This window comes from Paenibacillus faecalis, from assembly GCF_900289175.1.
GTDB classification, from domain to species: Bacteria; Bacillota; Bacilli; order Paenibacillales; family Paenibacillaceae; genus Paenibacillus_AQ; species Paenibacillus_AQ faecalis.
The window spans coordinates 1,826,740-1,852,832 of the sequence record NZ_LT985747.1; the positions used below are offsets into that span (position 1 = coordinate 1,826,740).

25 protein-coding genes are annotated in these 26,093 nt (G+C 44.7%); 4 read left to right on the top strand and 21 right to left on the bottom strand.

Annotated features, from left to right (window positions below; all coding sequences use genetic code 11):
- Positions 1-11: 11 nt before the first annotated feature.
- From C8268_RS08835 to C8268_RS08855, 5 genes are all read right to left on the bottom strand, one after another.
- Positions 12-1,856, bottom strand: a complete 1,845-nt coding sequence (locus C8268_RS08835; protein WP_234032707.1) for a cache domain-containing sensor histidine kinase — start codon at positions 1,854-1,856, stop codon at positions 12-14.
- Complete coding sequence (locus C8268_RS08840; RefSeq protein ID WP_106767321.1) at positions 1,853-3,430, bottom strand: response regulator; 1,578 nt, start codon at positions 3,428-3,430, stop codon at positions 1,853-1,855. Before C8268_RS08840 ends, C8268_RS08835 begins: the two co-directional genes overlap by 4 nt.
- A gap of 180 nt (positions 3,431-3,610) precedes the next feature.
- Positions 3,611-5,296 (bottom strand): extracellular solute-binding protein, encoded by a 1,686-nt coding sequence (locus C8268_RS08845; RefSeq protein WP_106767322.1) that lies wholly within the window; start codon positions 5,294-5,296, stop codon positions 3,611-3,613.
- A 66-nt stretch (positions 5,297-5,362) separates the two neighbouring features.
- A complete protein-coding gene (locus C8268_RS08850; RefSeq protein WP_106767323.1) occupies positions 5,363-6,262 on the bottom strand; it encodes a carbohydrate ABC transporter permease in 900 nt (299 codons plus the stop codon).
- Positions 6,263-6,291: 29 nt separating this feature from the next.
- Entirely contained in the window at positions 6,292-7,269 is a 978-nt protein-coding gene (locus C8268_RS08855; protein ID WP_106767324.1) for an ABC transporter permease, read from the bottom strand.
- A 313-nt stretch (positions 7,270-7,582) separates the two neighbouring features.
- Between C8268_RS08855 and C8268_RS08860 the strand changes: the two genes are divergently transcribed.
- Positions 7,583-8,500, top strand: a complete 918-nt coding sequence (locus C8268_RS08860) for an aldo/keto reductase (protein WP_106767325.1) — start codon at positions 7,583-7,585, stop codon at positions 8,498-8,500.
- Between the two features lie 230 nt (positions 8,501-8,730).
- On the opposite strand, the gene C8268_RS08865 is transcribed toward C8268_RS08860, so the two are convergent.
- The 4 genes from C8268_RS08865 to C8268_RS08880 all read right to left on the bottom strand — a co-directional run bounded on the left by C8268_RS08865 (position 8,731) and on the right by C8268_RS08880 (position 12,487).
- Positions 8,731-9,564 (bottom strand): formate/nitrite transporter family protein, encoded by an 834-nt coding sequence (locus C8268_RS08865; protein WP_106767326.1) that lies wholly within the window; start codon positions 9,562-9,564, stop codon positions 8,731-8,733.
- 230 nt (positions 9,565-9,794) lie between these two features.
- Positions 9,795-11,030 carry an MFS transporter gene (locus tag C8268_RS08870; protein WP_106767327.1) on the bottom strand — a complete coding sequence of 412 codons (1,236 nt, stop codon included), beginning with the start codon at positions 11,028-11,030 and terminating at the stop codon, positions 9,795-9,797.
- Between the two features lie 103 nt (positions 11,031-11,133).
- Positions 11,134-11,733, bottom strand: a complete 600-nt coding sequence (locus tag C8268_RS08875) for a TetR/AcrR family transcriptional regulator (RefSeq protein ID WP_106767328.1) — start codon at positions 11,731-11,733, stop codon at positions 11,134-11,136.
- 142 nt (positions 11,734-11,875) lie between these two features.
- Entirely contained in the window at positions 11,876-12,487 is a 612-nt protein-coding gene (locus C8268_RS08880; protein WP_158702702.1) for a DUF4352 domain-containing protein, read from the bottom strand.
- Positions 12,488-12,607: 120 nt separating this feature from the next.
- Here C8268_RS08880 and C8268_RS08885 point away from each other — a divergent pair, with 120 nt between their 5' ends.
- Positions 12,608-12,943 (top strand): DUF4181 domain-containing protein, encoded by a 336-nt coding sequence (locus tag C8268_RS08885; RefSeq protein ID WP_106767330.1) that lies wholly within the window; start codon positions 12,608-12,610, stop codon positions 12,941-12,943.
- Between the two features lie 45 nt (positions 12,944-12,988).
- Here the strand turns inward: C8268_RS08885 and C8268_RS08890 are convergent, their stop codons facing one another.
- A complete protein-coding gene (locus C8268_RS08890; RefSeq protein ID WP_106767331.1) occupies positions 12,989-14,350 on the bottom strand; it encodes an FAD-dependent oxidoreductase in 1,362 nt (453 codons plus the stop codon).
- Between the two features lie 371 nt (positions 14,351-14,721).
- On the opposite strand from C8268_RS08890, the gene C8268_RS08895 reads away from it, so the two are divergent.
- Positions 14,722-15,381, top strand: a complete 660-nt coding sequence (locus C8268_RS08895; RefSeq protein ID WP_106767332.1) for an SDR family oxidoreductase — start codon at positions 14,722-14,724, stop codon at positions 15,379-15,381.
- Positions 15,382-15,600: 219 nt separating this feature from the next.
- On the opposite strand, the gene C8268_RS08900 is transcribed toward C8268_RS08895, so the two are convergent.
- From C8268_RS08900 to C8268_RS08930, 7 genes are all read right to left on the bottom strand, one after another.
- Positions 15,601-16,497: an IS3 family transposase gene (locus tag C8268_RS08900; RefSeq protein WP_158702700.1), complete on the bottom strand. Its 897-nt coding sequence runs from the start codon at positions 16,495-16,497 to the stop codon at positions 15,601-15,603.
- 38 nt (positions 16,498-16,535) lie between these two features.
- Positions 16,536-16,862 carry a helix-turn-helix domain-containing protein gene (locus C8268_RS08905; protein WP_158702701.1) on the bottom strand — a complete coding sequence of 109 codons (327 nt, stop codon included), beginning with the start codon at positions 16,860-16,862 and terminating at the stop codon, positions 16,536-16,538.
- Between the two features lie 339 nt (positions 16,863-17,201).
- A complete protein-coding gene (locus C8268_RS08910) occupies positions 17,202-18,923 on the bottom strand; it encodes an ATP-binding protein (protein ID WP_234032709.1) in 1,722 nt (573 codons plus the stop codon).
- 44 nt (positions 18,924-18,967) lie between these two features.
- Positions 18,968-20,032, bottom strand: coding sequence for a cobalamin B12-binding domain-containing protein (locus tag C8268_RS08915; RefSeq protein WP_106767333.1), 1,065 nt, complete (start codon positions 20,030-20,032; stop codon positions 18,968-18,970).
- Positions 20,033-20,053: 21 nt separating this feature from the next.
- Positions 20,054-20,353, bottom strand: a complete 300-nt coding sequence (locus C8268_RS08920; RefSeq protein ID WP_106767334.1) for an antibiotic biosynthesis monooxygenase family protein — start codon at positions 20,351-20,353, stop codon at positions 20,054-20,056.
- Positions 20,354-20,592: 239 nt separating this feature from the next.
- On the bottom strand, positions 20,593-20,943 hold the full coding sequence (locus C8268_RS08925) for a DUF3243 domain-containing protein (protein ID WP_106767335.1): 351 nt from the start codon (positions 20,941-20,943) through the stop codon (positions 20,593-20,595).
- Positions 20,944-21,075: 132 nt separating this feature from the next.
- Positions 21,076-21,672, bottom strand: a complete 597-nt coding sequence (locus C8268_RS08930; RefSeq protein ID WP_106767336.1) for a hypothetical protein — start codon at positions 21,670-21,672, stop codon at positions 21,076-21,078.
- 167 nt (positions 21,673-21,839) lie between these two features.
- Here C8268_RS08930 and C8268_RS08935 point away from each other — a divergent pair, with 167 nt between their 5' ends.
- Positions 21,840-22,496 carry a hypothetical protein gene (locus C8268_RS08935; RefSeq protein ID WP_199794827.1) on the top strand — a complete coding sequence of 219 codons (657 nt, stop codon included), beginning with the start codon at positions 21,840-21,842 and terminating at the stop codon, positions 22,494-22,496.
- Here the strand turns inward: C8268_RS08935 and C8268_RS08940 are convergent.
- The 4 genes from C8268_RS08940 to C8268_RS08955 all read right to left on the bottom strand — a co-directional run bounded on the left by C8268_RS08940 (position 22,401) and on the right by C8268_RS08955 (position 26,016).
- Positions 22,401-24,071, bottom strand: a complete 1,671-nt coding sequence (locus tag C8268_RS08940) for an ABC1 kinase family protein (protein ID WP_106767337.1) — start codon at positions 24,069-24,071, stop codon at positions 22,401-22,403. The two genes, C8268_RS08935 and C8268_RS08940, sit on opposite strands and share 96 nt — an antisense overlap.
- Positions 24,072-24,389: a phasin family protein gene (locus C8268_RS08945; protein ID WP_106767338.1), complete on the bottom strand. Its 318-nt coding sequence runs from the start codon at positions 24,387-24,389 to the stop codon at positions 24,072-24,074. It lies immediately after the preceding gene.
- Positions 24,390-24,513: 124 nt separating this feature from the next.
- The gene (locus C8268_RS08950) at positions 24,514-25,152 is read right to left on the bottom strand and encodes a ThuA domain-containing protein (protein WP_106767339.1); all 639 of its coding nucleotides are present in this window, start codon (positions 25,150-25,152) and stop codon (positions 24,514-24,516) included.
- A 42-nt stretch (positions 25,153-25,194) separates the two neighbouring features.
- Positions 25,195-26,016, bottom strand: coding sequence for a uroporphyrinogen-III synthase (locus C8268_RS08955; RefSeq protein ID WP_106769889.1), 822 nt, complete (start codon positions 26,014-26,016; stop codon positions 25,195-25,197).
- Positions 26,017-26,093: the final 77 nt, after the last annotated feature.

The following is a 26,093-nucleotide window of genomic DNA, read 5'->3' on the forward strand; positions in this document are numbered from 1 at the left end:
TTCATATCAAGTCAAAAGTCCGGTCTGTTTACCCGTTGCTTTTCGCCTTGTTGTTTTCGCCTTTTTGCCGGTATACGAATTTGCACAGAAGTACCAATCCCGACCCGGCTAAAAATAGACACCCCGTATTCTTTACCGTAATGCAGTTTTACACGTTGATCGATATTTCGAATGCCACAGCCCATATGGCTGTCATCCTGCGAATCCAATATTTCATCAATCCTCTCCTGCTTCATGCCCAGGCCATCATCAATAATCCGATACATAATGGAGTCCCCTTCCTTCCTGACTGAAACTCGAATGTGAATCCGATCACCGCTCCATGCATGTTTTAGCACATTTTCAATAAACGGCTGCAAAATCAGCTTCACCGTTTCATACGGCCAAATGTCCACATCCATATCAAAGTCAACTTCCATACGGCGGCCGTACTTTACCTTTTGGATATCCAGATAAGCCTGGGCCTGCTCGATCTCCATCGCGATTGGAATCATCGTTCGCCCTGAATTTAAGGTTAAACGATAAAATTGCGCCAGCTGAACAACCATGTCCTGAAGCTTTTCGTTTTCGCCAAATTTGGCAAGCTGGTTAATCGACGATAACGTATTGTATAAAAAATGAGGGTTAATCTGCGATTGCAGCATTTCAAGCTCCGCTTCTTTTTTTTGCAGCTGGGTCAGATACACCTTATTGATCAGAGCTTCGATCTCCTCACCCATAGCGTTCAAGGCATTGGCAATTTGAGAGAACTCCCCTTTCCCGCGATACGCAATACGTTTATGCAGATTTCCTTCCCGGAATGAATTAAGCACCGATATGATTTTCAAAATTCGTTTCGATAAATATTGAGAGATTAAAAATCCGGCATATGTAAACAGCACGACACACAGGATACCAATGATAATAAAAACCGTACGTACCCGTTTGGCTTCCTGTTCAATAATATTTAACGGAACCTGTGCGACAATCTTCCAGTTTTTCTGAGGCAAATCCTCCTCAATCGTCAAAAAATGGGGTCTATCATATTCCATTGATCTCAAGCCCTTATCTGCTTTGGCTTGGCCTTCATCCTGCTCATCCAGCTTGCCCGAACGAAATACGATATTGCCGTATGGATCTACAACCGATAGCAGACTGCCTTTTCCAAGCTTCGTATAATCCACGCTTTCGAACAGTTCCGATATCCGTACACTGAATCTCATAATCCCGACTTCCTTGATTTCAAGCGGATTTTTCATATCTACGATCCGGCGGACCATCGATATTCGCTCGTCCCGCTCATCCTCTTCCACCTGCTTCCACTGCATCGTCACATTGTATCTTTCTTTCGGCAGCGTGAAGTACCAGAACTTGTTGTGAATATGACTGATATGATAGATATTAAACGTTTGCTCGGTAAAATCGAGATTATTCTCAGGCTCCCAGATCCGGTAGCTTTCGCCTACCGTTTCATTATGAAAGTAAACTGACAGTCTTAAGTTAAGCCCAATTGCTTTTGAAGCGCTCTCAAGTTTCGGTATGATCACCTTTTCCAATCGATTATATTTATTTATGCTGTCTTCCTTTCGGCGCAAGCTTTGAATCAAGGTAGGATCATCATAAAGTGTAGCAGATGTCTGGACGATATCATCAACTTTATAGGCGACGTTATCACGAATCTGTATCAAAGTTCCTTGAATGGTCACACGGGTCTGCTTACGCATGGTATCATCATACATCGTCTGCGATATATAGAAGTTAGCCGATACCAGCAATAGAATAAACAGCAGAAAGGTAAGCATCAATTTGTATCCGATCGGTAAATACCCCAACCTCTTTCGGTCAGCTAAACCTAACAGTACCCAAAGCTTGCTCATTCATTTACTCTCTTTCGATATTCCATCGGAGTCATGCCAAACTTCTCCTTAAACTGCCTGCTGAAATAAGGAAGGTATCGGTATCCTACCTGATCGGCTACTTCATAGATTTTCATTCCGGGCTGTGTTAACAGCTCGCATGCTTTTTCCATACGAAGCTGTACAAGCAATTCATTAAAGGTCTTTCCCGACCTCTCTTTAATCAGAAAACCAAGATGGCCCGGTGAAAAAGAAAAATGCTGCGCAATATCTTTAATCGTGATATTATCGCTCATTCGCTCTTTCATGAAGCTGATGACATTTCGTATAAACTTGCTATCCTTCGAATTTGTTTTCTCGTACAGTCTCTCGGATATTTCAAACATTCGCTGTAAAAACCACGAACGAATGTCGTTAACCGTGTCGAATTGCATCAAAATATCCAAATGATGAATTTCCATGCCCAGCAGCTCAAATAAATCTTCATTTCTGCTGCTTAAATATTGATCCAGCTTCCAAATAATATAGTTGGACATATTATGGACGGTAAACCGGGAGCGCAGGTTCGTTATAGACCCGAATAGCTTCTCAAGCTCATCACAGATTCGAACAAGCTCATACCCCTCCATCGCATGCAGAAGGGCTTGCATTGGCTCCTCAAGCATTCGCGCATCCAGCATCTCCGGTTCTGCACTTACATCCTCGTACTTAATCACACTTCCTTTGCCCAGAAACATTTTCCCTTCCACGGCCTCTACAGCCTGCCGATAAGAAGCCTGCAGCTGATCAATCGCATATACCGGCTCTCCGATTCCCGTTGTAATCGATGCCGGTAAATGTTCCTTCACTTTTTCAGTTAATAGGCGAACGATGCGATTCGTACGGTCGTCTTCAAGCAACAATGCGATTCGCTGTGAAGAGAGTTTGCAGTAGTGGAACATGCCAAGTGCTGTGACTGCTTCATGAATTTGTTGCAGGAACATCCTCGACATTTTACGCTGTGAAGTAAAGTCTCCAGCTTGTCTCCATGGCAAATTGTCCAGCTCCATTACCGCTACACGAATCGGCCAATTCATCTGGTCGAATCCGTAGGACTTCGCCAACCGGGATAAGGACTCTTCCGATTCCCCTTCGCTTTCGAGCAGGCGAATAAGAATATCGCTTTTGACGATGGGAATCATCTCTTGATACGCGAGCTCCACTTCACGCTGTTTGTTCTCTTCATCCAAGTCACGTTTCACTTTGAGCAATGAAGAAACCAGCTCTCGGTCATTCATCGGCTTTAACACATAGTTGTACGCCTTTAACGACAAAGCTTGCTGAACATAGCTGAATTCCTGATATCCGCTAACGAATATGATCCGTATGTTAGGCTTTCGCTCCAGCGCGATACGGGCAAGCTCAAGGCCTGACATATAAGGCATATTGACGTCACTCACTAAAATATCGATGTTTTCCTTATCTATAATTTCACAAGCTGAAAGTGCATTATTTACGCTTCCCTTCACTTCCATGCCCAGATCAGACCAGGGAATGAACCTCTTCATCCCTTCCAAATCAAGCTCCTCATCATCCACCAGCAGCACCTTGTACATGGAACTCCTCCTAAAATTATAGTCGGGAAACCTATTCATCATGCGTGATTCTATCAATATAATACTCGACTATTCACATATCAGGAACTGTAAAATTAGAAAATTTTAGATAAATAGAGATATCCCAAAGAATCCAGACGGATTCTTTGGGATCGGATAAAACGTAAGGTATGATCTATTTTACTTCTGCTTCATTTTAGCCAGGTTTTCCTGCCATTTAACAGTACGCCACTCCAAGAGTTTATCGTAACCAAGCGCCATCAAATCCTTATGGCCCTGGTCGAGAATTTGCTCAACTTCTTCATCACTTCCAGCCATGACGGATTTAGCATAAACCTCCAGGAACATTTCGTCTATGGAAGCCTTAATTACGCCTTCTTCGGATTCAGGGTCTGGGTTCAGATTAATAAATTCCGTAACGTTATATTGAGTAGGCCAAGTGATCGTTTGTTGATATTTTGTTCTCCAATCCTGCTCTTCGAACGGAAGATTTTCCATATACTTGTATTTGGCAGGATCAATATAGCTTGTGTTTCCTACAAACATTACCGGCTCATTTTTAGTTTGAATATCGGCAACTTCCTTTGGATCGTAATTTTCAGTAAAGTTCGGTTTTCCTTCTTCGTCAAATCCTTCCCAGTTTTTACCCTCTGGGCCGAAGTATTGGACATTCATGCCTTCAGGACCTGTATACCAGTCAAGGAAAGCAAAGATCGCTTCAGGGTCTTCCGCAGCGGTTGTAATATATGCTGCATTCCATCCAAAGCTCGTGTACGTACCTGGATAAATTTTATTCTTATCCAGGCCTGGTTTGTGGATAGGCCAGATCATGAAATAGCCGCCATCCGGATCTTCCTTGATCAATTCCGGATGAGCTTCACCAGCAAATGTTGTCGGACTAGATCCGGCAAATACGGCTACTCTTCCGGTCATTACTTTTTCTAATACCTGGTCTTCCGTTTGGTTGAAGGCATCTTGAGAGATGAGTTTCTCTCTGTAAAGCTTGGCTATATATTTCTGAGCTTCGCGAAATACCGGATCGGTGAATACTGGCGTGAGCTTTCCATCCTTCGGTATAGCTCGTAACCCGCTATTGAGATAAGTATAAAGCGCACCTTCACCAAATGCTGTATAGAGAACACCCAGTCCCTGCATATCTTGCGCACGATGCGGCTCAAACGGAATGATGCTGTCGCCGTACTTTTCTTTTACTTTGACGAGATAGTCATAAAGATCATCGGTTGTTTTCAAAGCAGGTTTTCCTAACTCATCGTAGATTTTTTTGTTAACGACGTAACCTGCATTTCCGAAAGGATTCGACGAATACCAGTTCGGGAACATATACAGCTTGCCGTCATCATGACGAAGCATGTTCAGGTCTTCGCCCATCCACTCTTTCAGATTAGGGTACTTATCTAGATAATCATCAAACGCAACGAGTTTTCCAGCTTTATACAGCCTCTCCATGTCCGGATGGTTACGATCCGTCCAGATCATATCTGGCAGATCATCTGAAGCCATCAGTGCACTCAATTTTTGAGTATGGGCCCCCGATGCTGCGATCATGTTGATTTTAACCTGTTTTTCCTCACTAAGATATTTACCGATTGGCGTGCTTTCCCACTTAGGAAAATCAGTGTTGTTATAGTGAGCATATGCTGAAAACTCCAATGGCTTTTCACCAAGTACCCACTTGCTGTCTGATTTTTCATTCGGTTGCTCTTTGTTATCCTTATCTGTCTCGTTATTCACGGTTCCAGAATTCGGCGGGCTGCCTTCTTCTGACTTGCTGCACCCAGCCAGTACCATCGTCATCGCCAGAAACAATGACACGATCACCAGGAGCGGCCTTCTCATCCTTCTCATTCGCGAAACCCCTTTCATCCCTGAATATATATGTTCAAAGCTATTCGCCTTAAACCGTACCCATTTCTACTCTTTCAGCGAGCCTACCAGCACGCCTTTAACAAAATATTTCTGCACGAATGGATATACAAGAATAATCGGCAGCGTAACAACAATCATCATCGCCATCGTAAGCGACTTCGAAGTGACTTGCTTTGTCTGTTCAACGAGTGCGGCCGATGCACTATCCAGCACAGCACTCTGTCCGCTTACAATGTTGGCATTCAACGTTTGACGCAGTATCGTCTGGATCGGCATCAATTCTTCGTTGGTAATATAAATACTTGGCAAGAACCAGTCATTCCAGTGGCCCACAGCTGTCAGAAGAGATAATGTTGCGATAACCGGACCGGACAGAGGAAGAATAATTCGGAAGAATATCCCCCAGGTACTGCAACCATCAATATGAGCCGATTCCTCCAATCCAACCGGCAGCCCCTTAAAGAAGGTCCGGAAAATGATCATGTTCCACACACTAATCATGGAAGGGACGATAAATACAGCAAACGTATCCATCATGCCAAGTGAGCGTATCAACAGATAAGTCGGAATCAATCCCCCGCCGAAGTACATTGTGAACACAAAGAACACCATGTAGTAGTTTCGGCCAATCAGGTACGTCCGTGTCATACCAAACGCCAATAGAGCAGTCATAAATATGGAGCTCGCCGTTCCGACAATAACACGGGCAACAGATACCATAAAGCCGGTGATCAATCGATTATCTTGCAAAATGATTTGGTAATTTTCAAGGGTGAATTCTCTCGGCCAGAAGGTGATTCCGCCCTTAGCGGTGTCTACGCCTACGTTGAACGATACGGCAACCGCATTCCAGAATGGGTAGAGCGCTGAAAAGGCCAGTAAACCAAGCAAAGTATATATGACGACAAGCATGATTCTGTCGCTAAAGCTGATTCTTTTTAACATAAATGCACCTCCTGCGGGCTAAAACGGCCTTACCATAAGCTGTTACCGGATTTGCGGGCTATATAGTTTGCAATCGTAAGCAGCATAATACTGATAATCGCCTTGAATAATCCAATCGCGACCGCATAGGAATATCTATGTGTTCCCAGACCCACGCGGTAAACATAAGTATCTATTACATCTGAAACCGGCCTGAGTACTGGGTTTGAAGCCAAGAGAAGGATATCCTCGAATCCGGCGTTAAGCAGATTTCCAATCGCAAGAATCATGAAAATGGCAACGACCGGCATGATGGAAGGCAGTGTGATGAGATAGATTTGCTTGAATTTGCTCGCCCCGTCAATATCAGCCGCCTCATACAAATGGGGATCTACCCCGGCGATTGCCGCAAGAAATACGATCGAACCGAATCCGATTTCCTTCCACACATTGACCGAAACAAGGATAGACCAAAAGTATTCTTTGATCGAAAGGAAGTTGATCGGCTCATCTATAGCCCCCACGGACTGCAGAATCATGTTCACGCTTCCATTTTCCGTAGAAAGCATAGCCATTGTAAGCCCCGCTACGATAACCCAAGAGAGGAAGTGAGGCAGATAAGTGATCGTCTGAACTACTCTCTTGAAAAACATATGGCGCACCTCATTCAGCATAAGCGCAAGTATGATAGGTGCCGGAAATCCAATCAGGAATTTCAATAAGCTGATCACTATGGTGTTTCGAATCAGTCTCTCAAACTCTGGTGCTGCAAAAAAAGCTTCAAAATGCTTGAATCCAACCCAGGGATTTTCCCATATCCTTGAGCCTGTGAACAGGTTGTAATCCATAAATCCGGTTACCACCCCGTACATAGGTAAGTAAGAAAAGATGAAAACCAGAATGATCCCGGGAATAACCATAAGCTGGACATCCCATTGCCTAAAAAAGCGTATGAATATGTTTTTGCTGCGAGGCTTGGGCTGCGGGGACACTGGCGGCTGCTGCTGTTCTGTAGTCGCTTGCGGCATGTTCTTCCTCCCGTGTTCAAGAATTATAAATTTCTAGCGGTTACTTATAGAAGACGTCTTCATTCATCTGCGCGTAACCGCTTGCACTGGACTTAAGAACATTCTACTCCGGCCATATTATTGAAACTATATAATAAAACCGCGATTTTTTATACTTCCACAGGATGTTTATAAATCAACACGTCCGAAAAATTATAAAAAAACATTTAAAAATCCGATGAGCCAAACGGCCTTATCTTGTAAAGCCCTTCATTTGATGTCAAAATTGATATGTATGAATATACATGAATTTGATATGAGGAGGAACGAAGCGATGAGAACGATGAAGCTTGGAACCAGTTCCCTAGAGGTGCCTGTTGTTGCCGTCGGCTGTATGCGTATAAACTCATTGAACAACACCGAGGCTGAACGATTTGTTCAGTCAGCCCTTGAAGAAGGTGCGAACTTCTTTGACCATGCCGATATATACGGCGGCGGAGCTTGTGAAGAAATATTTGCGGACGCAGTACATATGAACGATGATATCCGTGAAAAAATCATTCTTCAATCCAAATGCGGAATTCGGCAGGGAATGTTCGACTTTTCCAAAGAGCATATTTTGGAATCGGTGGACGGAATTTTGAAACGATTGAAAACGGATTATTTGGACGTGCTGCTCCTGCATCGCCCGGATACACTGGTTGAACCTGAAGAGGTGGCAGAAGCTTTTGACATACTTGAAACCTCAGGCAAGGTTCGCCACTTTGGCGTTTCCAACCAAAATCCATTTCAAATGGAACTGCTCAAGAAATCGGTGAAGCAGCCGCTTGTAGCAAATCAGCTGCAATTAAGCATCACCAACTCCACCATGATTACAAGCGGGTTTAATGTAAACATGGAGAACGATGCCGCGATAAACCGCGATGGCGGTGTTCTGGATTATTGCAGGCTTCAAGACATTACCATTCAGCCTTGGTCGCCTTTCCAATATGGTTTCTTTGAAGGGGTATTCCTTGGGAACGAAAAATTTCCGGAGCTGAATCAAACGATTGATACTATTGCGGAAAAATATGAAGTCAGCAATACAACGATCGCGATCGCATGGCTTCTGCGTCATCCGGCACGGATGCAGCCTGTCATCGGTACGATGAATATCGACCGGCTGAAAGATTGCTGCAAAGCCAGCGATATTTATTTAACGCGGCAAGAATGGTACGAAATTTATCGTGCAGCAGGTAATGTGCTTCCGTAAGGTTTTGTAAATTTTTTTCTATTTAGCTGTTTCAGCCTTCAAATTACGGGGTAAGTTCGTATCGAGAGCATGAAAGAGAATCCCAGACCCTTTCTCTTCTTGCCGTATCATGGACCACTCCCAAAAAAATTCGCCATGCCCTGTTTCTTCCCCCGAAACCGGCATGGCGAATTTGTTTATATAATAAAGACTGTTTACACTTGTTGTACTTGTTTTAGGCTATTTCTAGACTAAGCATGCTTCTTAGCACGAACTTTTTGGCTAGAAGCCTTAGGCCCGCTAATCTCCGCCTTGTTACCATCCTTCAAATAGGCAGCCCAGTATGCAACAGCTACAAATATCCCGCCGCCGACCATATTGCCAAGCCAAACAGGAATAAAGTTTATGATGTACTCGCCCCAGCTGTAATAACCTTCGAAAATCGCCGCTGGAATCAAGAACATGTTCGCGACCACGTGCTGAAATCCGATAGCGACAAACGCCATCGTCGGGAACCAGATTCCGAGAATTTTACCGCTCATATGGTCAGAGCCATAGCATAGCCATACAGCCAGTGCAACTAGCCAGTTACAACCAATCCCCGAAACAAATGCCTGAAGGAAGCTGGCATCCAGTTTATGTCCCGCGAGCTCCACCACTTTATCTAAATAGATACCGCTGCCTGTCAGTCCCACCACATGCCCGAAAAAGTAGGCTACAAAGACGCCGCCCAAAAAATTGCTGAGCGTAATGAGCGCCAAATTTTTAAGCGCTTGTCCCCAAGTGATTCGTTTCGCTACTTTAGCGAGCGAGATCGCCATCATATTACCAGTAAGCAGCTCCCCGCCCGCCAGCAAAACAAGAATCAATCCAACCGGGAACAAAGCCGCTCCGATAAAATTGACCACACCGGACCATTCCTGAGGTGCCCCGGCAATGACGCGTATGTCCAGCAAATAACCTAGAGCAATAAATGCACCGGCCAAAAAGCCAAGGATCAACACGGTCAAAAGCGGATTAGTCGCTTTCTTAACCCCATTTTCCACTGTAATCTCCGCAATCTGCTGCGGCTTGTAGTATGCCATTCCTCTACCCCATCTCTTTGTACTATTTATCTAAAAACTGATCTATTTTTATTTAATTGTAACGTAAGTATAAATTTTCGAACGTAAAATATGTCACGTTTCAGTTCTGATGCAGAGGGAGGAAGACAGTACAAACAAATATTTGTCCTTTTGTACAAAAGGACCATCCTAAAGCACCGATGAAGTGCTTGATGGTCCTTCTTGCTAGAGTTTACAGCTGCATGGTTTTCTTACACTTCCTTGGCCAAATCTGGTACAGATGACATCGGCTCCGCCGAAACAGGAAATCTTAAGCTAACGATAGAAGCAACTAAAAACAAAGTACCGGCCGTAAAATATACGACAAAAATTGAAGTGGATGCCATGTACATACCGGTAGTCCCTGATCCAATTAGCAGCATGGCTGTGAAGACCGGCGTTATAAATCCGTTCAGCCTGCCAACAAACTTCTCATCGACTTGACGGATCATAGCTGCCATCAAGACGGTTTGAGCCATTGCCAGAAGCAATCCAGTCAAGAAACGCATCGTTCCTGTCAAAACTGGCCATGTGGATAATACTTCAACAAACGTAGATGTTCCGAGAAAAGCAAGTCCGATGAACATCATTACCGAGCCCTTTAGTTTTCCGGCAGCCAATGCAGCAATAACACCACCAATCAACATACCGAAGCCTTCTAATGCAGTGAACCATTGTACACTCGTCATATCCAGCTGCAAACGTTCGGTAATGACAAAAATATCGAGCGGCTGAACGAATCCGGAACCGAGTGCCAAAATGATATACACAAGCAGCATAATTTTAATCAGACGGTTTGCCTTCATATAAATGAAGCCTTCACGGAGTTCTTTCGTAAAGGAGTTTTCGGATGGAAGCACCGGACCTGTTGATTGATCCACGGAGGATGGGATGAAGCTGATGCATATAGCGGACATACCGAATATGACTAGCAAACCGATCAGTGATGCCTCCAGTCCAAAAGCCTGATAAATCGCCGTTCCCACAACCGGACCTCCGATAATAAAGAGGGACATCATCGTCTGTGACAATGCCATCGCAGATGAAACATGCTCATCCGGCAAGCAGCGTTTAATGATTTTCATAGAAGAGGGCTGTGAGAATTGGGAGACGATTGCTGAAATCAGGGTAACAGCGAATACAGCTTGCCAATACCCCGACATCACGACAAGAAAGACAAGAAGAATAGAGGCAAAGCTCAGAATATCCCCCCAAAGCATCGTTCGTTTGGGCCGCCAGCGGTCCGCAAGAACGCCTCCTATAATGGAGAACAGAAATATGGGGGCATACTCAATTACAGTTAGCAAAGATACTGCTACCGGATCACTGTCGCTCTTCTCCATAACAAAATACAGCAGCGCCATATTACGAATCCAGATACCTGCATTTTGCAACAAATCAGACAGCATCAGCAGTACGAATGAACGATTCGTCAGCAATAACTTCATAAACCTTCCCCTTTCAAAACATCATTTTAAACTGACTAGTCAGTTTATTCGCGTTGACGAAACAGTATGCCGGTATTAACGAAATACTGTTTCCATCAAATTGTTAGCTTTCAGGCCCTTTATGCCCGAATACGCCATGCAAAAAATACTCTACACCTCGACGATACAATAAACGCATTTCATCAGCAGAACGCTCATAATAAGAAGTCGAAAGGCCATCCAGCAAAGAGGAAAAAATGACAGCAACCTCATCAATTTCACTTTCAGGCAAGAGTCCTTCTCGCGCTCCTTCTGCAAAAATATCACGATAGAGCTTTCGCGGCGCTTGCAAAATCTCGATAATCTGAGCCAACAAAGCCTGTTTATCCGGGTTGCTTATATAAAATTCCTGTCCCACTTTGACAAGCGGATTCTGAAAGTCGTCGACCATATGATCAGCTATGCCATAAACCTTCGCCTCAAAGCTTGCAAAATGGCTCTTCTTTTCCATCCATGCATCCATCCACTCCCGATTCTGCCGCGCAAGGAGCTGGATAAACAGCTCATCTTTACTTTTAAAATGGTAGTAGATGCTACCTTTACTAACACCGATGTAGCGAACAAGCTCATCCATAGAGGTCGCTGCGTAGCCACGCTGGATAAACAGCTCCTTTGCTTTATCAAGGATCAGGTCCCGTTTTTTGAGTGCTTTATCAGTAGTCAAATGCCAACCTCCCTTACAAGAAAAACCATTTTACCATAAAAAACCGACTGTACGGTTTAATTTTAGTGGATACAGATCGCTATGTAAAGAACTGAAACTAAGGATACCGGTAAATCCGGTATCCTTAACTAGAAAAACACCCTTATTCGATCGACCATACCGCTTCTCCATCCTTCAGCGGAATCATAAATGTTAGCTTCAGATCCTTGGAATTCTGGCTCACTTCATATGGAAGCTCACCTCGCAGAGTCTCTCCCGGGGCCAAGTTGCCGTCAAGACTTTGCTTGATATCTGAAGTTACAACAGGCATGTACATCTCTTGGCTGTCATCTGATAATTTGAAAGAAAGTGCAGAGGATATGACCTGTTCTTCATCGCTCGTATTCTCTACGCTAACATCAAGAACTTTTATCGTGTTACCTGGCTGGGGCTTAAGATAATCATCGCCTTTCGATTCCCTGACGGAATGAACGGTAACGATCATGCCGTGATAATCCAGCGTTTCTCCAATGCTTGCTGGCTGATCGGAAGCGGCCTTGGCAGCTGGCTTTTCTGAAGGTTCCTCAGCCTCTTTTTCCGGCTCGTTCTCCGGTTTGCTTTCCGGTTCATTTTCAGCAGCAGTACCTTGGTCCTGTTCTACTGTTGTAGAGAGTGTATCCGTGACCTCTTCCTGTTCTTTATCATTGGTACATGCCGCAATCAGCAGAAGACTGCTCAAAGCTACTGTCAAAATCATGAATTTTCGAATAGACATCGTTCTCTCATCCTCCATTCTTTCATTAATGAAAACACGCGCTGTTATACTACCAAAATTAGAATTTTTTGTCCAATTATCCATATTTGCAATGTATACTCATTAATAAAGGAGGTTATCATGACCGGTTTTTACTTTTTTACGATGATTTTTTTAATTCTCCTTCAATTTATCCTGAATAAAGTTATCGTTGGAGATGAAAGAGAAATGTCGGATACAACTGTATATAGATGGTACCTTTTGGGTTCATGGATCATAATCATACCAATGATTGTTTCGATTTGGACTTTAGATCTGGAGCAGTCACAGCCATTTATTTTATTTTTGTTTATGTTAGCTTTTATCTTTCGTGCCTATATGGAATGGAGATACATCAGGGAAACAAAACGCCATATCGTTTCAATCATTTCAGCTGCTACTTCACTAATATTTACCTGTATTTTGCTTATACTTTAAAAAAATATAAGCCCGCCTTCTCTATGAAGAACGGGCTGTATGAACTTAAGAGTGAATAGGCTCTCCTGCCTTCACCTCTGGAAGTGCGGCAAGTCCAGCTGTATTCAGAAAATTCCATGGCTTGTTGAAATGCGGCTGGAAGAAAAAATCCATAAATGCAAGCTGGTCAATTGTCATTCCGTTTTGAATACATACGGACAAGGTGTTAATGGACTGGGTCAGATCGGCCTCAGAAATGATTTGAGCGCCCAAGATCCGGCGGCTGTCTTTTTCAAAAACAACCTTAACCATGACCGACTCAAAAGTCGGCATAAACTCCGGACGATAATGATCGGTGATCGTCACTGTATCCACATTCATTTTCTCAGCAGCACAGGCCCCTTCTGTCAAACCGGTAGAACCGATGTTGAGCCCATATATTTTGAGTCCAGACGTTCCCTGGGTCCCCATATACTCAGTCGTTGGAGTCACAAGATTACGCGCCACCAGTGTCCCCATGCGTACGGCGTTGGTCGCCAACGGAATATAGGCTGTCTTTCCTGTTGGATTGTAGTGTACCGAGCAGTTGTCCCCAGCGGCGAAAACATCCTTTTTACTGGTCTGCATATAGTTGTCTACGATGATTGCTCCGTTCGGGAGCATATCGACCTGTCCCTTGAGCAGCTCGGTGTTGGGGCGGAAACCAATGCACAGAATCACCAGATCGGTTTCGATCTCCCCTTTGTCCGTTATGACCCTGCTGACCTTACCATCCTTCCCCTGGAAAGATTGAACCGTTTGATTCAATGCCAGCTCAATGCCATGGTTACGGAAAGCTTCCTCAATTTTCCCGCTAAATTCCGGGTCCAAATATTTATTCAGTATTCGCTCCTCACTGTCTATAAGCGTCACCTGCTTGCCGTTCATCTGAAACGCCTCGACAAGCTCAACACCAATATAGCCTGCACCTACAACTGTAATATGTTTTGCATTTTTCGCCTTTTCAATAATGGTATTGGAATGGTTATAGTTCTTACAGAGCAATATATTATCAAGTTTTATTCCATCCAGCTTTGGAACAATCGGCCAGGAACCCGTTGTAACAATCAATTTGTCAAAAGAATCCTCAAAGCTTTCGCCTGATTCCATATTGCGTACCTTCATCGTCTTAGCATCTGTATCAACCGACAACACTTCATGAAGCATCTTCGTTTTGACACCAAGCTCATCCAGCTTCCCGGGTGATGAATAGAATAATCCATCGGGATCTTTAACAACGCCTCCTACATAAAGGGCGATACCACAGGATAAAAAGGAAATATTATCATTACGTTCATAAACGGTGATCTCGGCATCAGGATAAAGCTTAGCTGTATTTACAATAGCTGCCGTTCCGGCATGGGTACATCCGATGACTGCGACTTTCATGAAATAGGTTCCTCCTCAAAATGAATCTCTATCTGATTAAGATGATCTTTTTGATCTAAAATCATGCCTGGCGATATGTGAAATATTTCACCTTAGAGTTGTTTTCTATTTTAGTGTGATTTATTTTACATTTCAATAGCTTTGCCATATTCGACATACTTTGTTCATATTTTCACTTATTTGGTGAGCAAAAAGATATTGCCTTTTTAACAACGGCGTAATAACGCAATAGCGTTTATCAACATTTCTGACTTTTAGCGCTTTATCGACATGTTTTTATTATGCTTTCCAAGGGTAAAAAAAGATAACAGACTCTAGCTGAAATATGGCTGAAAAGTCCAGTTCGCTTACACAGAGAGGAGGGCTTTGTCATGAAAACCGTGTTCGTGGCCGGGGCCAATGGACGTACAGGAGAGAAAATCACAAAGCTTCTGGCCAAGGATGGATATGAAGTGATTTGTCTCATTCGCCAAGAAGCTCCCCAACCTGATTTTCAAGTCACGGGAGTAAAAAGTGTATCCGGGGATTTAAACGGGAATATCTCTGACTGTCTTAAGGGGGTCGATGCGGTTATCTGCGCAGCCGGAGCCGGTATTGATGATGATCCAGAGGAGGTTGACCATGTCGGGACTGTACGACTCATTGAGCAGTGTGTCATTGAAGGCATTCAGCGCTTTATTATGATCAGCTCCATGGGCACGAATCACCAGAGCAGTATTCCTGATCTCAAACCGACCCTCATTGCTAAACAAAAAACAGAAACGATATTGGAAGAAAGCACACTGGTGCATACGATCATTCGTCCTGGAAGGTTGACGGATGATAAGCCTACAGGCTTGGTTGAAGCAGCAAGACATTTGAAACATTTCGGAGAAATTTCCCGGGACGATGTAGCGCGAGCAGCTGTACTTTCACTCACAATGCCGGAGATGGAAAACGAATCATTTGATCTAATACAGGGTGATATTCCGATTGAACAGGCGCTATTACGTATAACAAGCGTAAACAGCTCTACCGTCTTTGACGAATAGCCTTCCGTTTTGCGAAAGAAATCCAAGATTAATCTACAATGAGCAGGATTGTATATTCAATAGGAAGTCGCCTGCCATGCTTAACTGCAAAAGTACATTAAAAAAGTGGGTATTTCCGTTTTGGGAGAAATTAACTGTAAAAGCGGCTAGGCCCCCTAATTCCGGAGTCTACACCGTAAAAATAATGTTTGTCGTATGAACACTCATTTTTTCAAATTCTTACAACGTTCGATGGAACTTGGCCCGATCTTCTTCCTTCTGTTGCATCACCCAACTGCTGAATACTATGGGCGCCTTGCGTTTCAAACTGCCATGCATTCTACGGTTGTTGTAAAAATCCATGTAACGATCAACGGCGGCATACGCATCATCCATGGTCTCAAATGTTTCCTTGGTCAATAGGTCGCGCTCCATCAAACTATGGAACGACTCGATGTAGGCATTCATGTTTGGTGTCTTCGGCGGGATACGCTCATGGAGCATTCCCCAGCTTTCACAAGTATCGCCGAACAGCACACTCACAAACTGAGGACCGTTGTCGGTGCGGATCGCGGGCATCTCCTTCCCCGGTCGCCATCGACTCTCTATCGCCCGTCCTAAAGCCTGACACACATGCTTGGCCTCGCAAACGGCGCCTCTGTAGTAGGCGACAATGACGCGGTCGAACACATCGATCACGCTGAAAACGAAAAAGAAGCGGTCGCGGCCGGCAACATATCCATACTTAATGTCCGCTTGCCACAGCTGATTCGGACCGGTGACGAGTCGGTTTCGAGCCAGTCTCCTCGGGTGCTTGGACGTTGGCTTTCGCTGCTGCTGAAGGATGCCTAACTCCTTGCAGAGACGATATGCTTTCGACTTACCGAGTATCAAGTCATGCTCATTGCGCAAACACTGAGCCAGCAACTTGTAGCCGTAGATGTGCTCTTCGCCTTCCACAAGCTCCAGCAGCCACTCCTTGATCTGCTCGTCACTTACCTTGTGACCTTGCAGCGTAAGGGAGTACCCGGGACAAGGACGTCCTCTTCTGATGGTACCAGCAGCCTCTGCGGGCTGCTTCGAGCGTTTGAGGCGTTCATAGTAAGTGGATTCTGCCAGGCCTAAGATACCCAGCACAAGGACTGCTGCATTTCCCTGCTTAATAAAGTGGTCGGCTATTTCGAATTTTTCGGATAAGCAGGGTTCTTCTTTTTTAGCAATTCACGCAGAATTTCAATTTCAAGTTCCTTTTCGCCAAGCATCTTCACCGCTTTTTCGTACTTCTCTTCCACGACCTGAAGCCGCTTCAGTTCTTGCAACTGATGATCCGCTGGCGGCAGTTCGTGAATATCTACTTGATCCCGATACGTTCGAATCCAGGTACGAATCGTTTCCGGGTGGAGGTTGTACTTTCGGGCGAGTACCCCCACTTTGATCCCGGACATGGCTTCGCGCACCACCTCGAGACGCACTTCCTCGTACAACTTGCTTGACCGTCTCATCCTGTTCATCCCCCCTAGAAATACAATAATATATTGTTGGGGTGGACTCCAATTCAATTAGGGGGCCGTGGAGAAAGCACAGTTAAAATTCAAACTTTTCGCCAAAAAGCTTGTTTCGTGCGGAATCAAATGTATTTTTGCAGGTAAACTGCCCCAAAAGAGAATATATCGCTGATTTAAATGTATTTTTGCAGGTAAACTGCCCAACCGAGAAAAAATAGCTCGTTTAAATGTTCTTTTGCAGTTAAAGACTAGAGTTCGTGCCAAACTTATACTTTCTTAGATTTAAACAAAACCACCGGATTGTAGCCTAAGCTATCTCCCGGTGGTTGTTCCATCTTATTTCAAATATGCTTCCAATTCTCTGCATGCTTCTTCATATAACGGAAGCAGCGAATCCGTCTCAGCAAGTATAGGTTCCAGAAGGCCATCCTTAGCAGCGGTCTCGATTCGGGATAACAGTCTGGAAAACCTATCGATCCCAAGACTCAAGCTGCTCGATTTCAGGTTATGAGCTAGAAGCGCAATCTCATCCAGATCACCTGCTTGTATGAACTGTTTAAGCTTAGCAATTTTAAATGGGGTTTCCTCTTTATACATTTCAAGCAAAACAGATAATAAATCCGGCCCCTCTTCATCATTCAGCTCTTGAATATCATGAAGAACGGATTCATCCAGCACCTGATGCGCTTCTGCCTTCGGAAGCCACTTATATAGTGCTTCAGACAAAGAATCGAGATTTACCGGTTTGGTTAAATAATCGTCCATCCCAGCTGCCAAGAAGCGCTCAGGGTTGCTCTCTTTCGTATCCCCTGTTAGGGCGATGATCGTAACAGGTGAGCAACCCTGTTCCTGCTCAAGTCTTCGGATCGTTGCTGCTGCCTCCAACCCGCTTTGTTTCGGCATGATATTATCCATAAAAATGAGTGAGTATTGTTTTTGTTGAGCAGCAAGAACAGCTTCTTCCCCATTGAAGGCCACATCCACATTATCAATGCCTAGCCGCCGAAGCTGCATCAGAAGCACCTGACGATTGATCGGATTGTCCTCTGCGATAAGCACGGGAGCCTCCAAATGAAGACATTGCCCGTTCAGTGTCCCTGTACCTTGTCCTGTTCTGTGGTTCGCTGTCCTCATCGATGTCCCGATACTATGCACGTCTCCTTTGTGAAGCTTGATTTCGAACCAGAAGCAGGAGCCCTGCCCCTCTTCACTGTCTAATCCGATAACTCCCTCCATCAGCTCAATGAACGATTTGCATATCGAAAGCCCTAATCCTGTACCTCCATACTGCGAGGAGCTTCCCTCATCGGTCTGTACATAAGGCTGGAACAGCTTCTTCTGGTCCTCTGATGAAATGCCGATACCGTTGTCCTCTATTTCAAATCGCAGCAGCTGATATTGGCTTGAATCTTCGAGCAAAAGCACCCGAATATTCAATTGACCGCCGCTCGTAAATTTATTCGCATTGTTCAATAGATTAAGCACCACTTGGTTGATGCGAGCAGAGTCACCAATCAGATGTCGATCTATTCTGTCATCTACGTGAGCGAATAACCGATTGCCGTTATCTTTAATTTTGCTATCCAGCAGTTTAGAAATATGATTGATCATATGATGGATACCAACCGGCTCTAATTTCAAGTCCATTTTACCGGCGTCAATCTTGGACATATCCAACAGATCGTTAATCATATTTAACAATAAGGCTGATGATTCATGAATAACCTTAACCGATTCCCGGTGCTTGGCAGGCAGGTCCGGTCCATCCATAAGTTCCGCCATCCCCATGATTCCGGTCATCGGCGTTCTTATTTCATGGCTGATCATGGCCAAAAGCGAGCTCTTGGCCTCGTTAGCCCGCTCCGCCTCCAACCGCGCTTCCTTCAGTTCAGCGTTGCTTTTGGCAAGCTGACGCTGAAGTGTAACCATTTCGTTGTTCATAGCCGAAAATTCACTCAACACTTTTTCTTCCTGAGCTCGAAAACGCACAATCTGATCCGACAAATATTCAATCATTTTCCGTAGATCATTTCCCGTCTCAATACTTGATTTCTGCAAGGGTCTTCCCCCTTCCCTGTAACGGAATAAAGCATCATTTCTAATCAACCAGTGGTCGAAGAAGCGATCAGCTGCTCCGCTAAAATGACGGTCGTTTCAGCATCAGGTGCATACCCATCTGCACCTATTTCTTTCCATAGGTTAGGGTCCAAATTAAACGGCAGGCCCCCGACCATGATTTTCACACCACTAACAACTCGTTCAGCCTTTATCTTGGTTATAAGTTCTTTTGCCAAATGAATATGAAATGTCATCGTCACCGATATAGCAATGATATGCGCTTTGTGATCATTTATAGCCTGAATCAAACTATCATCAGGAACGTTGGCTCCCAAGTAATACGTATCCCACCCTTCCATTTCAAACGTATCCGCAACCATCCGAAGTCCGATTTCATGCAGCTCGCTGCCCACACACGCCGCTACCATACGCAGCCCTTTATTGCCTTTCCCAATCCAGTGCGGGTATAGCCCGGAAATAATGGACTGTGTGACAGCCGTACAGTAATGCTCCTGTGCAACACTAATCGAGCCTTTATGCCATAAGCGTCCAATTTCATATTGTGTTACCTGAAAAATATACTGATATAGCGATTTAATATCCGTTCCCTGATTCAAAAGTGCATGGATCAACGTTGAAGCTCGTCTCCGGTCTCCATCCAGCAATGCTGAGAGATAGGCCTCTGCTTCCATGGCTAGGGGATTACTACTGTCTATATAAGAAGGTATAGAAGAAGCTGGCTCCTTCATCCCCAGATCCAAATACTCCAAAACAATGGCTTTATCCGGATGATCAAGCTTGAGAACAATCGCCTCCCGCAGTGCTCCGAGATTCACTCTTACATCTTCGGCAGTAACATGGTATCCCTCCAGCAAAGCCTTCAACCAGGATACATAGTGGATGAAAAGTGCCGGACTGTTTACGAGTACACTTTCCGCTAGATAATTCAAACTATATAAAGTATCCTGTTTTGTTCTTATTCTTCCAGACGGCCCAAATCTTTGGAGCAAGTCTGGCTGCCGGGCATACTGCCTGTCCGTAATCCATTCTGCCAGTTCACCCGCCTGTTTCAAAAGTGTCTCGCCTGCGGTACGGAATTGTATACTCAAATACGTCCCTCCTGTGCTGCTTTAATCCGCACGAACCGTATATCGTCTAACGATCGGTTTAATATTGGCCAGTTCCTGATCAGGGTACTTCTTTTCGAGTTCATGAATACGCTTGAAATCATCGCTCGTAACCCATGAAAGATAGCTCTCTTTGTTTGTCCACGTCATGTGTACAATCAGTTCGCCTGGCTTCACCTCATTCTGCAACAGCTGAAAAGACAGAAAACCGGGCTGTTTATCTACAGACCGGCTTCGATTTCTATACAGCCCTATCACTTCTTCCGTTTTCTCAACCGGTACCTGTACGACGGACTGCACTATACAATTGGAGATACCTCCTATTTTTAACTAAATTTGGACAAAAGAAAATTAAAAGTTAATCGTTTTTTGTATTATAACGTATTCTGGTTCAGGTTTCGAACAATAAACGCTAAAAAATAACAAATACAAGCTTCATATAATCGCTCAAACCCGCGTGAGCTCAATGGATATAGACTTGCCAAAAAAAAACAAAAAATCCTTCTTTCGGACTTAGCCGAAGAAGGATTACCGTTCATATTTCATTGTATATTGCTTTTCGAAGCCAATTTCACAAGCATACGAGCCAAATGCTGCTGCTCTTCCTGCGTGCCTGCATTCCACAATTCCTGCAACAGCTTTTCCTCACGGTTCCGTGGCTTTTCATTCGCTGCCAAATATCCGGCAACTTTCTCGGCCGCTTGAGCCAGCTGCTCTTCGCTCAAACCAATGCGCTGTGCAAGATGAATGCGTTTATGCAAATACGATTTAAAAGAATCAAAATCACTGAGTATCCGATCCTTCTCCCCATCGTCAATCCGGCCGATTGCATCCCCCATCTTGCTTATATCCAGTTTACCGTCTTTTTTCACAACATGATTATGCTCTGACATGACAGGTCCTCCTAATGTTTTGACAATAGCAAGCTTTTTTACTTTACTAAAAAGCGTCACCTTCCACATATTATTTCCGGTATAAACACTTTAGAATACAACGCAAGACTTTTGGCGTAAAATGCACCGCCGTTAATCCAAACGAATCGCGTCATCCTTCACTTTGACGGTGCCATTCGAAAGTGACATTTTGTATAGTTGCTCTAGGACTTGGTTTGCACTTGGAATCGCATCGATAGCATATTTCTGAGCAAGGTCCTTATCTGTTTGCATTTTATCAAATAAGTTCTGCATGGATAAAAGATCCTGATATTGTGAAGGAGTATAATCCTCCCAATACTCTTCTTCTGTAATTCCCATCGCCTTAACGATTTTCTTGTGGGTGTCCTGTACTTCTTTTGGTTGTTGATCTAGTATTTCTCTATGTTTTTGTGCTTCCATTTTTCCTTCTTCCAACGTTGCCGATACACCTACTTGCTTCGCTAACTGCAGAACCAACTTTTCCTTAACCATATATTCAACAATTTCCGAGTCAGATAGGTCAGTCGATGAAAAGCTGTTCATTTTTTTGAATGTCAAAAGTTCAACATTTGTAATTTCGTCTGAACCGACCTGAACCAGTACCTTGTCTTCCGTTTTCGTGGCAGAAGATGATATTACACCAACTGTAAGAGCTCCCGTTAGCAAGATCCCTAAAGCAAGCAACATTTTTTTATATTTTTTCATCATAACCCATCCCTCACGGATTAATTCTTCTCTATACATAAACGCATGTAACCCAGAAAAGTTATATAAAATACAAAAAAAGTAACTTGGATCCTAAACGAGTATGACAAATACCCCCGTATCTGGTAATGTCAATGTATACTCATTATTGGGTTCAAGGAGGTTCAGATATGAGTGCATATCACTTTACACTCGCCTTCTTCGTACTGATGATTCTGTTCGGCATGATCAATATGGCCATCAATTACACAACCCGGCGCGATGGTGAGGGGCCTGTTCCCCTGCGGTTAAAATGGTGGCTGATCCCTGCCCTGTCCGCATTTATTATTGTACCGACCGTACTGTTTTCCATTGGATTTAAACTTATTTTTCATGCTCCCGGTAATATCGGGCAAATGATAATTTATGAAAATCTAGGGAACCTGATCCACTTTGCCCTGTTGGTGCTGCTCGGATTTATTCTGTTCGAAAGCTTTGTTCATCCCGTCAGCATCGCTTTTCTCCGTCTTTTGATACGGCGGGATGTACCCGTATATGTCAAGCAATCGGTCACCCTATTCATGGACACCATCATTCTGTACGTCATCTCGCTTATTCCCGGTGTTCATATACATGGACTGCTTGAGGCTCTCTGCATTGCGATATTCTATCTTATGATCGAATGGATTCTTATCGGTGTACAGACATGGATTCAACACCGCAAACACACCCGCTCCATGACTGATTCCCAGTTAGAACCTTCCCGATTTAAAAATGGAGTACAGCAGCCACACGATCATGAGCAATGCCACGATGAACCCGATCTCAATCGTCGGATAACTCCATAACATCGTCGATTTACGATTGATAGATGCACCGATGATCAAACCAACGATAATAATGCTGAAAGCAAGGAGGGCGATGCTGAACGAAATCCGGTTGGTGATCTGATCCAGCTTGCGCATAAGCTGCTTCAACTCCGGCACACTGATCTCCACCTTCAGCTTGCCCTTGCTGATCAGCGACGACAACTGCCTTGCCTGCTCAGGCAAATCAAGCAAACTCTCCGCAAAATTGGTGGCTCCAAGAAACACTTTTCGGCCGATGCGCCGCGAGCTGAATCGTTCCTTCAGCAGCCTTCTTCCAAACGGTTCTGCCATGTCAAAAATGCTGATCTTCGGATCAAGTGTCTCAATGACACCTTCAAGCGTTAACATCGCCTTTCCAAGCAATGTCAGATCAGGAGGCAGTGCAATCCGGTGCCGCTGAGTTACGCCAAACAGATCGCTAAGTGCTTTCCCGACACGCACTTGTGCAAAAGGTACATCATAATATTCACTTCTCAGCCGTTCCAGATCAGCCCTTAACCGCTCAAGATCGCAATCGTCCGGCACAATTCCCATGCGAAGCACCGCACGAATCATTCCTTCTGTGTTCCGCCTCATCAGCGCAATAATAAGACCTGATAATTGATCCTTCATATCCTCGCTTAAATAACCGACAAGACCAAAATCCAAAAATATCAGCTTCCCATCATCCTTGACGAGCAAATTGCCCGGATGAGGATCAGCATGGAAAAAGCCTTCGATAAACATCTGATGCAGCATGCCTTCAATCAAGTTCTTGGCAACCACCTTTAGATCATGACCTTTAGCTGCCAACTCTTTGGTGCGGCTAAGCGTAATACCCTCTACATATTCCATCATCAATACGCGGGATGTTGTAAACTCCCAATGAATGGCCGGTACTCCAATCACTTCACTATCGCTGAACTGAGCAGCGATCTTCTCCGCATTTCTCGCTTCATGACTATAGTCCATTTCGGTCATCACGGCTCGGGTAAACTCATCCACCATCTGATCGATCCGGTACTGTTTTACCCAATCCCAATGTTTCTCAGCCAAAGAAACGATATCCTTCAGAATTTCAAGATCCCGTCCAATCATCGCCTCCACTCCGGGACGCTGGACTTTGATCGCTACGGCTTCTCCGCTCTTCAACACCCCGGCATGAACCTGACCAATGGAGGCTGCGGCAAGCGGACGATCATCGAATGTTTGCAGCACTTGCTCGATAGGAACACCCCACTCCTCCTCAATCAATGCCCTGGCACTCTCTGAGGAAAAGGGCGGAACACGCTCCTGCAGCTTCACCAATTCCTGGATAATATGATCAGGCAGCAAATCGGAGCGTGTGCTGGCCAATTGACCGAATTTAACAAAGGCCGGTCCGAGGTCTTCAAGTACTCTGCGAATTCTCTCCCCCAGCTTAATGCTCTCCGGTTCCTCCCGTGATATCCATCTGACAGGCAGGGAGAGAACATGAAACAGCCCCAGTTCCTCCACCATATAACCAAAGCCATGACGCATAAGCGCCATGGCGATTTCCCGGTAACGGCCGGCATTTCTGATGAGGACGGCCATTTATTCGGACCGTGTCCCTTCCAGCTCTGTCATTTTCGCCTCCAGAGCTTTAATGCGCTGTTCCAGACTGGAAATATCATCCTTTGAAGGAATGTCCATTTCGTTTAGAATCCGTTTCACTTGCTCATATATGAATGATTTGATCTGAGACTGTTCTTCCTCTCCCCGCTCAATAAGACGATTGACCAATGCCTTGGATTGTTCAGGAGCCAGCTCTCCCCGTTTGACCAGATCATCAACGACTTTCTCAACTTTTTCCTTGCTAACTACGGTAAGGCCTAATCCCAGCGAGATTGCTTTCTTAAAAAGATCACCCATCACATTTACCTCCCGATCGTTATCTTTTTGTTTAAACACCATTATACCCCGAATACATTCCACAAAAAACGGTTCTAAAACAATCATTACCAAAAAAGCAACGACTCAACCTTGCCTGCTGGCGTTAACCTGGAAAGCGCGCGGCCCACTTGGCAGCCTGTGTGACCAGGGTCCGAAATGGAGGCTGCATAAACGAAGGCTCATGATGCCCAGGCATGAGAAACACAACCCTTCCAATGCCATACGTATGACACCAGGCTGCTGGCAAAACTTCGCCCTCATATTCGTATTCAAGAAGCACGGTTTTGTCTGTAAACGGGTCAAAGATAAACCGGTAAGGTTCCTCTTCCAGCTCGAATGGCTCAATGCCATTCATGATGTCATGCTCCGGAGCTGCCGGAGTAAACATTAATTTTCGGATCGGTGGATGTCCTTTAAAGCGGCCTCCAATAAGCTGGGCCAATTCATAACGATTGGCCAATGAGATTCCGTTATGAAGTACGAGCAATCCGCCGCCTCCACTCACATAAGAGAGCAAACCTGCTGTTTGCTGCGGCGATACTTTTTCGTCCCAAAGATCACTATAAGCAATACAAAGGTCATAAGGATACAGATTGCTTTCCTTTAACATTTTATGATTTTCAGTACATTGGACCGTGAACATCTCGTTAAGCAAATAGGTGATCTGTGAGTCAATTCCCTGCAATGGATGAAGTTTCGGGTGAGTATAACTGCCGATTAGAAGCGCTTTTTTCCTTTCCATTCTTCACATCCTCCTAACGTATTGATGTTAATCGCAATTTTGTTATAGGAGCTGATCTGTTCGAGCAAAATACCGTCCAAGCTCAACCATCATACTGCCCATCCTTTCCTCTTCTGGCACAACCTTTACATCAACACCCTCTTCCCGCAACCCCTGAGCTGTTACTTTACCGACAGCTGCCGCGATAACCCTGCCGTTAAAAGCTTGGACAAGTTCCTCAAATTTATCCTGCTTCCGGGCAAATTCTGACAGGAATCGAAACTGAGGTGCGCTAGTAAACGCGACCGCGTCAACCTTAGCTGCGATAATCTCATTCATAAGCCGCTCAAGTTCCTGCTCTTCAGGCGGGATATGCTTGTAAGGCAAAATTGATGTGACCTCGGCTCCGTTTTCCTCCAGCCAGGACACGAGCACAGGTGCCGATTCTCCATGCAGCTGAAGCATAACACGTTTTCCAGACAAATCATGTGATTTAAATGAGCGAATCAGCCCTGCCGTGCTCCCGTCATCGTCTCTTACGATCGGCGAAAGACCGTGTTTTTTCAATGCATTTACTGTTTTATACCCTCTAGCAGCAATCGATGCACCTTTTATAACTTCAAGCAACCTGTCCTTCAATCCCATCTGCTCTGCTGCTGACATGATCGCTTCAAAGCCAATTCCCGTCGTGAATACATTCCAGGCCGGCGGTTCACTCAGCCAGAGCTTGATCGAGTCACTCAACGACTCATGATCAAGGAATACCGTTCCCTGAGCCGGACGCAGCACTGGCGTGCCGCCCATTTTTATCACAAGCTTTGCCATATCCTCTGCCTTGCGGGGACCAGCCAACGCAATCACTTTTCCCTTCATCGTTTCTGCCATAAATTCGCCTCCCATGCTTTCCATCTTCTCTTCCTGCTGGTGTTTTGTTATTTTAATACAGTATACTGGCCCGGTCG